Annotated in this window: 7 protein-coding genes; 1 reads left to right on the top strand and 6 read right to left on the bottom strand. The window is 60.1% G+C overall.

Features of this window, described 5'->3' with window-relative positions; all coding sequences use genetic code 11:
* Window positions 1-605: 605 nt before the first annotated feature.
* The 5 genes from LB526_RS24935 to LB526_RS24915 all read right to left on the bottom strand — a co-directional run bounded on the left by LB526_RS24935 (window position 606) and on the right by LB526_RS24915 (window position 4,436).
* Window positions 606-854: a type II toxin-antitoxin system RelE/ParE family toxin gene (locus LB526_RS24935; RefSeq protein WP_318013286.1), complete on the bottom strand. Its 249-nt coding sequence runs from the start codon at window positions 852-854 to the stop codon at window positions 606-608.
* A 3-nt stretch (window positions 855-857) separates the two neighbouring features.
* Window positions 858-1,124, bottom strand: coding sequence for a type II toxin-antitoxin system ParD family antitoxin (locus tag LB526_RS24930; protein WP_224630137.1), 267 nt, complete (start codon window positions 1,122-1,124; stop codon window positions 858-860).
* Window positions 1,125-1,372: 248 nt separating this feature from the next.
* Entirely contained in the window at window positions 1,373-3,256 is a 1,884-nt protein-coding gene (locus LB526_RS24925) for a recombinase family protein (protein ID WP_224630136.1), read from the bottom strand.
* Window positions 3,253-3,528, bottom strand: coding sequence for a hypothetical protein (locus LB526_RS24920; RefSeq protein WP_224630135.1), 276 nt, complete (start codon window positions 3,526-3,528; stop codon window positions 3,253-3,255). Before LB526_RS24920 ends, LB526_RS24925 begins: the two co-directional genes overlap by 4 nt.
* 164 nt (window positions 3,529-3,692) lie before the next feature.
* Window positions 3,693-4,436, bottom strand: coding sequence for a hypothetical protein (locus tag LB526_RS24915; protein ID WP_224609171.1), 744 nt, complete (start codon window positions 4,434-4,436; stop codon window positions 3,693-3,695).
* 199 nt (window positions 4,437-4,635) lie between these two features.
* Between LB526_RS24915 and LB526_RS24910 the strand changes: the two genes are divergently transcribed.
* The gene (locus LB526_RS24910) at window positions 4,636-4,857 is read left to right on the top strand and encodes a transcriptional regulator (protein ID WP_224609266.1); all 222 of its coding nucleotides are present in this window, start codon (window positions 4,636-4,638) and stop codon (window positions 4,855-4,857) included.
* A gap of 976 nt (window positions 4,858-5,833) precedes the next feature.
* Here LB526_RS24910 and LB526_RS24905 read toward each other — a convergent pair.
* Window positions 5,834-6,352 carry an NAD-dependent DNA ligase gene (locus LB526_RS24905; RefSeq protein WP_224609173.1) on the bottom strand — a complete coding sequence of 173 codons (519 nt, stop codon included), beginning with the start codon at window positions 6,350-6,352 and terminating at the stop codon, window positions 5,834-5,836.
* Window positions 6,353-6,362: the final 10 nt, after the last annotated feature.

Here is a 6,362-nt window from a genome sequence, read left to right as displayed (position 1 = left end):
TTCACACCTAGGCAACTTAATGCCTTGGTAGACTTATTCTCACGAAACGTGATCCGCCAAAGTCTCGTTCGAACCAATTACCCCTGGCGGAGTAAGAGGCTCAGCAGGACTCTGCCGCCCACGTTTCTCTTTCTTCAATCTTCAATTGTCAAAGAACAGACATCGCTTCACGCAATGTCGCGGCCCGTCTCGCTTTTCGGCTTCGGGGCCACTCGAGTGTCGCTCACGCGGCTCTCTTGAATTTCAACAGAGGGCAGACCTAGAAGCAAACTTCTTCGTCGCCAGCGGCGCACCGCCCTCGTTCGTGGGCCGTATATAGTCGCCGCCCGACCAAACTGTCAACAGCCTAGATCGCTCTTTTTTCGATTTCTCGTGGAGATATCCACGAAGGCAAAATTCGTAAGCTGGCTTGGTTGAATTTTGGCCGGCGCTTCCGTTGCAGCGATACCCGTCACAACCGCTTCCCCGGGTGAATGCGGTCGACCTAACGCAGCCACCAGCACTTAGCCGAATGTCGATCGTCGCGGTCCTGTGACCCGCAGTTCAGAGCCGTCCTTCGAGCAATTCGGGCGTGATATTCCGGCCTGCGTAGAGGATGCCCAGGATCAGCACGCGCTCGCCGTCGACAGCGAAAACGATGCTGACAGCGCGACGATACCCAATGATCCGCAGCCCGGCATGGTCTCCACCCGCTCGGTGCCGCGCTGTGGAAATGTCGACAGGCCAAGGCAGAGATCGCGGATGTCCACAACAAAATCCCAGGCAATCGCCGGCGACGCACGCTCGGCTATATCGTCATAGAGTTGCTCGAGCTCGGCTTCCGCTTTCGGATGGAAGACAATCCGGTACTCCATCCCCTACTTGGCTTTCGCCTGCCTTGCGCGATGACGCAGCTCCAGCCGGGAAAACACCGTTTCGGCGGGAATAGCTTTTGCCGGATCCTGCTGGAGCTCGGCCCCGCGCGACGGGATTTCCTCACGCAGCCACTTCTCACGCTCCGCCTCAAAATCCTCGAGCATGCGCAGCCCGGCGCGGACAACCTCGCTGGCATTGTTGTAGCGGCCCGATTCGAGCTGCTTTCTGATGAAGCGCTCATAGTGGTCGTTCAAAGCGTAGTTGGGCATGGAGGCGTCCTCCGGAATGTGGGGGCGGGTGGCGGGGATATCAATAGATAGCAACAATTGGCAGTGGGTTGATTCGATTCCAATTCACCGTCGCGATTCGGTGAAGGCCCAACAGTACCCGAATCGGCAGAGATCAAAATTTCGGGTCGATACGCCGGCGCCGATCGAGGATCGCTAGGCGGCCGATTCCACGACCTCTGCGCCATTTTCGAGGCAGCTGAGACGCGGGAGCCGGCTGAGTTTAAAACTCAACCGGCTAATATTATTTCGTGCCTGGTTGCACGCCGATCCCTGAGTGCGCTGCCACGCTCACTTTGACGTCCTCGTCGCCCGCGGTTCATGATTCCAGCTAGCGAGCAGCGCCATGACGAGCGCGCCGATGCGGGTCGATGTTGGTTGAATGATTCGGTCTGGTGAGAGCCCTGACCTTCGTGTCCGTCCTGCGAACACAAACGCAAACGGCCCGCGTAGAGCGGGCCGTTTTTTGTTTGGTTGCGGGGACCCGCAACCTCTTTTGTCATAACATTGTCGGAGGATTGATTTTCTTCGGGTTTGGCGAGTTCGAGGATGCCGAACAGCTCGCCGCGTAACTCGGCATGGACCACGCCGCGCTTGTCGCCTGGCGTGAGCACGATCTTTCCGATTAGCGAGCGCACCGCATCGGCGGCTGGACGTCCGTCCTCGTGATCGGCGAGTGCTTGTGTGAGTTGCTCGACCCGCTTGCGGTAGAGAGTGGCGATATTGGGATGCAGGTCGGGCACGTCAGTGGGCGCCAACGCCAGACGCGCGGTGATCTCCGCCTTCTGTCTCTCCAGGTCTTCCATTCTCGCCTTCATCGAAGGTTGGTAAAGGCCATCCTCGATCGCGGCCATGATGCCCGCGATGGCGCGCTCGGTTCTGTCGAGCGCCTTACGGTCCTGTTCGCCTTGCGCGCGACGCTCTTGGTTGAGACGGTTAGTCTCCTGCGCATAGGCTCTGATCGCTTCGGCCACAGCATCTGCCGAGACAAGCCTTTCCTTCAGGCCTGCGAGAACGCGCTGCTCGATCTTCTCGCGCGTGATAGTGCGGCCATTGTTGCAGATGCCGCGGCGCTGGTGGTTGAGACAGGCATAGCGATCGCGTGTGAACAGGCCGTAGCGCCCTCCGCAACAGCCGCAGGTGAGCAAGCCGGAAAGGAGGGAGACCGGCCGCTTCATGGTGTGCAGCTTTCTCGCCCGGGCTTTGCGCGTGGCGATCGCCACCGCCTCGAACTGGCTGGCGATGGATTTCTGTCTCTCCTTCACGGCCTGCCACAATTCATCCTCGACGATCCTGAGATGCGGCACCTCGGTGCGAATCCACTTAATCGGCGGATTGGCCCGTGAGACTCGCTTGCCGGTGGCAGGGTCCTTGACGAAATGCAGGCGGTTCCAGACCAGCACGCCGGTATAGAGTTCGTTGTTGATGACACCGGTGCCCCGGATCACATGCCCGCGCACGCTGGTATCGCCCCAGTGCCGCCCGAGCGGACCAGGAACGCCTTCCTTGTTGAGGTCCGTGGCGATCGCCTTCGGGCTCTTGCCGGAAGCAAATTCGCGGAAGATGCGGCGCACGATGGTCGCTTCCTCCGGCACGATCTCGCGATCGCCACGGACGGGTTCGCCTGCTCCATCCAGTTTCTTGACCACCCGGTAGCCGTAGCACAGCCCGCCTCCGGCTTTGCCCTTCTCCACCCTCCCCCGCAGGCCACGATGGGTCTTGAGAGCAAGGTCCTTGAGGAACAATGCATTCATCGTGCCTTTGAGGCCGACATGCAACTCGCTGATCTCGCCCTCGGCCAAGGTGACGATGGCGACGCCGGCGAATTTGAGGTGCTTGAAGAGGGTGGCGACATCTGCCTGGTCGCGGCTAATACGATCGAGCGCCTCGGCCAGCACCACATCGAAGCGGCTGCGCTGGGCATCGCGTATCAATTGCTGGATGCCCGGCCGCAGCACTGTGCTGGCGCCGGAGATCGCTGCATCCTCATAGGATCCCGCAACGCTCCAGCCCTCGCGCGCCGCCTGCTCTCGGCACAGCCGCAACTGATCCTCGATGGAGGCATCCCGCTGGCTGTCGGAGGAATAGCGGGCATAGAGTGCGACACGGGTCATGGCGGCAGATCCTCTTTCCTGTTCCCAAGGGGTTTGCCATCTGCCCCCCCGCCCTCTCCCTCTCGGCGGCCCGGCCGATTGTCGTTGGCCACCTGCTCCGCCTCGAAGGCCTCCCGCGCCAGCCGCCGGGCGATCAGCCGAGCGACATCCAGCACCACCCGGTCCAGCTTGGCCGCCGCAATGTTTTCGGGGCGATCCTCGCGGCTGGCGAGGGCGCCGTTGTCGTTCGCCGGAAGCAAAGCCTGCGGCCCGGTGCTGGTTTCCTCCGACATGCCGGTCGCTCTCCCAAGTGGATCGCCCACCATCAGAGTCCTCCGGACGGCGAAGAAAAGCACGAATTCATGTCGTGGGGTCACAGCGTGCAATGACTTGCGCCGTGCGGTTTCGTCTCAATCGTAAAGGTCCGGCTCCAGGCGACAAGTGGTAAGGGGGCGTGTCAGAAGACAGTTACATCGCCACGGTATTCGGCCTCGCCTTCCTCTTTCAGCGCTGCGACCAGCTCGACGGCGGACTCCCAATGCCTGGCAACGTCGCTCCGCGTCCGTCCGCGGCTCCGGCGACCAGCCGGCAAGTCTCCCGCGATCGCCTTTAAGTCACGCAGCACGGAAGCTATGTGCGGCCACGGGAAGTCGGTAGGGTCACCAATATCCCGATCGGCACCCACGATCATTTCCAACTTGGCGATGACGCCGACGAGCGATGTAGCCGCGACTTCGGGGATTGAATCCTGAAGCTTCAGAGCTTCGGTCATCGCAAAGACCTCGGCCTCCCGCGCAACTGCATAGTCCCGTGGACCGCCGAGAGTGCGCGCCGCTTTTCGTTGAACTCCCGTCAGTGAATCTGCGGCCAATACCTGAATTCCGGGATTGACCATGATTTGGCTCTCCAACCGCTGCTGCACGCGGCATAACAGCATGGAGGTGTACCGAGCCATTTGCCAATCGCTCGCCAGCAGAAGTGCGGGATCGCGCAGGGCTGCCGGTTGCAATTCTGGCTCGTTGCAGGTTGCGGCGAGAACAGCGGGCTGCTTCGCTGCCGACACGCCAGCACCGACTGATAGGTCGGACTCAGTCCGGATTTCCCTTTCTGCTGGCGATTCATCGATCGCATTCGCCGACTGAACCGTCCCCGTCTTGCGCGTGACGAAGGACAAAGTCGTGGTATTGTCGGAATCAGCCATGATCCGAGCTCCCAACAGCTTGGCTGTGGTTGGGCTGGGTGCGTGCAAGAGCATGTCGCCCGGCCATAGTCGCGCACGGCCGATAGCTGCGAGGACTTACGTCTTTGCAAGCGGCCGAAGCGGCAAGTTTATCCATACCTTTAACCTATCCGAGATCACTTTGCAATCACATGATCTAAAAGATATCACCGGCGCACAAATGCGGGCCGCGCGCGCGTTGGTCCGTTGGAGCGCGAAAGATCTCGCCGAAGCGGCGAGCGTGGGCGTGGCGACTGTAAGACGTGCCGAGTCCGACGACGGCATTCCGCCGACGACCTTAGCTAATCGAAGGGCAATCCGCAGCGCGCTGGAGGCAGCGGGCATCGAGTTTATTGCTGAAAACGGCGGTGGCCCTGGCGTAAGGCTCGCTCGCCGTTTTTGATTTGGGTGCTCCTAACGATATACGACCAAGAGGCACTGTGGGCGACTCCGTGTGCGTCTTGCCTAGCCCACCCTTCCCCGCAGCCTGAAGCATCACCGAAACGCGGCTTGGGCACCCACTTCCTGAGGGCCGCCTTCCGAAGGCAGAGCTCACAAGTTCGAATGTTGTCGGGTTCGCCAGCAAAGTCGACGGGTTAGCAGATCAGTTCGTTCCGTTCCCGTCTTCCCGCATAACCATCCCACATAACGAGTGGAATCGCGGACCTACTTGGCTAACAGGGCCAGCATCCAAGTGGCTACCGCAGGCAGGCTGGCAAGACTGGCATCGAGCGCCTTCGTAGCTAGGGACCCGAGCGCGTCGCTAGGAAGCTCTTTAGCTTTGCTACGACCTTCGCCTTCACAGTTTCGTCTTCCCCGGATGACTGCACCCTGGAAATCAGGAGATCGCGCAAGGCGTCCCAATGTAGCCGGACGGTTACGTCACCCAATATCGCGCCTAAGCCGCCATCGTCGGCGATGAAGTCAAGGCCCTTTGCCGTGAGATAGTGTCTCAGTCTGAAATTTTGGCCGGCGCTTGTCGCGCCCGGTGCCGGTTCCATATATGCTTAGCGCAATTCATGTGGAGCGCGACCCTCTCAAAATTCCGGATGCCGATTTTACGGCTGCAAAAGCGTGGGTTCGCGCATCCCAAGCCGAGATAGACGGCCTGCGCTATCTAATTAGAGAGACGGAGCGCACTATCGAGAGTTCTAAGGAACTGCTCGCGAGATTGAAGCAGAGGGAAACTGATGCCGACCGGACCTCAAGGCCAGAAGCGTCCTGCCGATGTGCAACGCCGTCCACGTCATGCGCATTGCGACGGGCGAGGAAATTGACCACGTGCCGGACGGCAAGAGCGCCGCCGCTAAGGAAGCTTGGTTCAAAGGGCGGGAAGAAGGGCGCCGCCAACATGACGCCGGAGCGGCGCGCGGAGATCGCTAAGAGGCGGCGGAAAGCCGCTGGAGCAAACGGTAGGCTCCAATGACGAGGACATTCGTTTTCTGAGTTAGCCCTGCAGAGGATCCCCCACGATCGGCAATGGCCTGTTCGCAGTGCTTCCGCTGCCCGTAATTGAATGTGCCAGTGAAGCAATAGAAACGGCCGGGGAACGTCAAAGTTGGTGCCGGATCGCAGAGTGGCAGGGTCATCGGCTTAAGCACCTCACCGAGTTCGAAATCACGATTTGAGAAACTATTCAGCGTGTCCAGAAGCTCAGTGTGTTCATCAGAATCGAGCACACCATCTGCAAGGATCTCATTGATGCGGCGGTAAAAGGTTCGGATGAGCGGCTGGTTGCTGATCTCGACGTTGGCCGCCAGCCATTTTTGGAGAAACTCTACTCCCGCCTTGTTGATGCTTCCATCTGCCGCCACGCCTCGCGCGAGACCGATCAGTTCGTCAACCTGGCGCGAGGAAATGCGTTCCCCGCCCACGCGATTGTAAAACTTGTCGTCCATTTTGCCCCTA

Origin of the sequence: Mesorhizobium sp. CA6, assembly GCF_020165035.1 — a bacterium.
Classification (GTDB): Bacteria; Pseudomonadota; Alphaproteobacteria; order Rhizobiales; family Rhizobiaceae; genus Mesorhizobium.
This window is presented reverse-complemented; position numbering and strand designations above follow the sequence as displayed.

Coding starts and splice junctions, on each gene's coding strand:
- LB526_RS24915 (WP_224609171.1), bottom strand. CDS start 4,436: ATGGCTGATTCCGACAATACCACGACTTTGTCCTTCGTCACGCGCAAG.
- LB526_RS24920 (WP_224630135.1), bottom strand. CDS start 3,528: ATGTCGGAGGAAACCAGCACCGGGCCGCAGGCTTTGCTTCCGGCGAAC.
- LB526_RS24905 (WP_224609173.1), bottom strand. CDS start 6,352: ATGGACGACAAGTTTTACAATCGCGTGGGCGGGGAACGCATTTCCTCG.
- LB526_RS24935 (WP_318013286.1), bottom strand. CDS start 854: ATGGAGTACCGGATTGTCTTCCATCCGAAAGCGGAAGCCGAGCTCGAG.
- LB526_RS24930 (WP_224630137.1), bottom strand. CDS start 1,124: ATGCCCAACTACGCTTTGAACGACCACTATGAGCGCTTCATCAGAAAG.
- LB526_RS24925 (WP_224630136.1), bottom strand. CDS start 3,256: ATGACCCGTGTCGCACTCTATGCCCGCTATTCCTCCGACAGCCAGCGG.
- LB526_RS24910 (WP_224609266.1), top strand. CDS start 4,636: ATGCGGGCCGCGCGCGCGTTGGTCCGTTGGAGCGCGAAAGATCTCGCC.